Annotated in this window: 2 protein-coding genes; both read right to left on the bottom strand. The window is 29.0% G+C overall.

Annotated features, from left to right (window positions below):
• The coding region (locus ACYVRH_RS13185) for an HAD family hydrolase (RefSeq protein ID WP_461257356.1) at positions 1-412 on the bottom strand (412 nt) is incomplete at its 3' end.
• A 16-nt stretch (positions 413-428) separates the two neighbouring features.
• Positions 429-1,061: HAD hydrolase family protein (locus ACYVRH_RS13180; protein WP_461257355.1), on the bottom strand; the 633-nt coding region annotated here is incomplete at its 5' end.

Below are 1,061 nucleotides of genomic sequence, written 5' to 3'. Positions count from 1 at the left end.
CTGTAATAACTTGTATACTTCCATAGGGGACATCTGTTAATATGCCGATAGTTAATTTACTGTTTTTTATGCCCTCTAATACTTCTTCCGTATCATTAAACGGTTTATTGTTGTTAGTATAATATTCAAAAAAATCTTTTTCAATAATATCTTTTTCCATTGTATTTAATTTCAATAATTCCATAATCTCATTGAATATCTGCTCCGAAGATACTTCATTTTCACGGGGATTTATTCTTGTGTTATATTTTTTTAGTATTTTTATACAGTTGTTATATTCATCTTCTGTAGGGTTTTTATTTATAGAATTAAAACCTTTTTCTAATGCGTTTTTATAGTTGTCTGCCCAACTTAATTGATTGTCAGAATAAACCAGAGTGTCTCCCAAGTCAAAACATACAGCTTTTATCATGTATACCTCTTATTCGTTATCTCTTGTAATTTTCTTCTAACCAATGCGCTACTCCGTCTTTTTCGTTTGACATTATTATACCTGTCGCATTTTTTTTAAGTTCATCTACGGCATTTTCAACGGCATAACTTTCATCTGATATTTTAAACATTGGTATGTCATTTATTGAATCCCCAAATGATATAATTTTATCGCATTTTAACTTTTCCTTTAATGCTAATATTGCGTTTCCTTTAGTCGCTTTTTTTGGCATTATTTCACACCAATATTCTTCTCGGTATAATTCTTGTTGTAAAGTACAATTAAATTCATTTGTATCTTTGAAATAATTATAAATGTCTATTAGTTCTTTCCTTTCTCCAATACAGGTAAAATAGAAAAGTTTACCGCTATATAATTCCTCTTTTGCTTCAACGGGTCTTAACCGTTTATCGCCTTTTCTTAAATTTAAGTAACTTTTTATACCGTCATTTTCCTTACTTCTTATCCATGAAACTTTTTCCTCGTCATTGACAAATCCGTATACCAATGGATATATTGGATATTTATCCAAAATATTTATTACAGTTGCCTTTTCTTCTTCGGTAAAATATAAGGAAAACAGCTTTTCTTCTGTATATGCGTTTACAATAAATGTACCGTTGTAAAT

The organism is Treponema sp. R80B11-R83G3, assembly GCF_054786115.1.
This window is presented reverse-complemented; position numbering and strand designations above follow the sequence as displayed.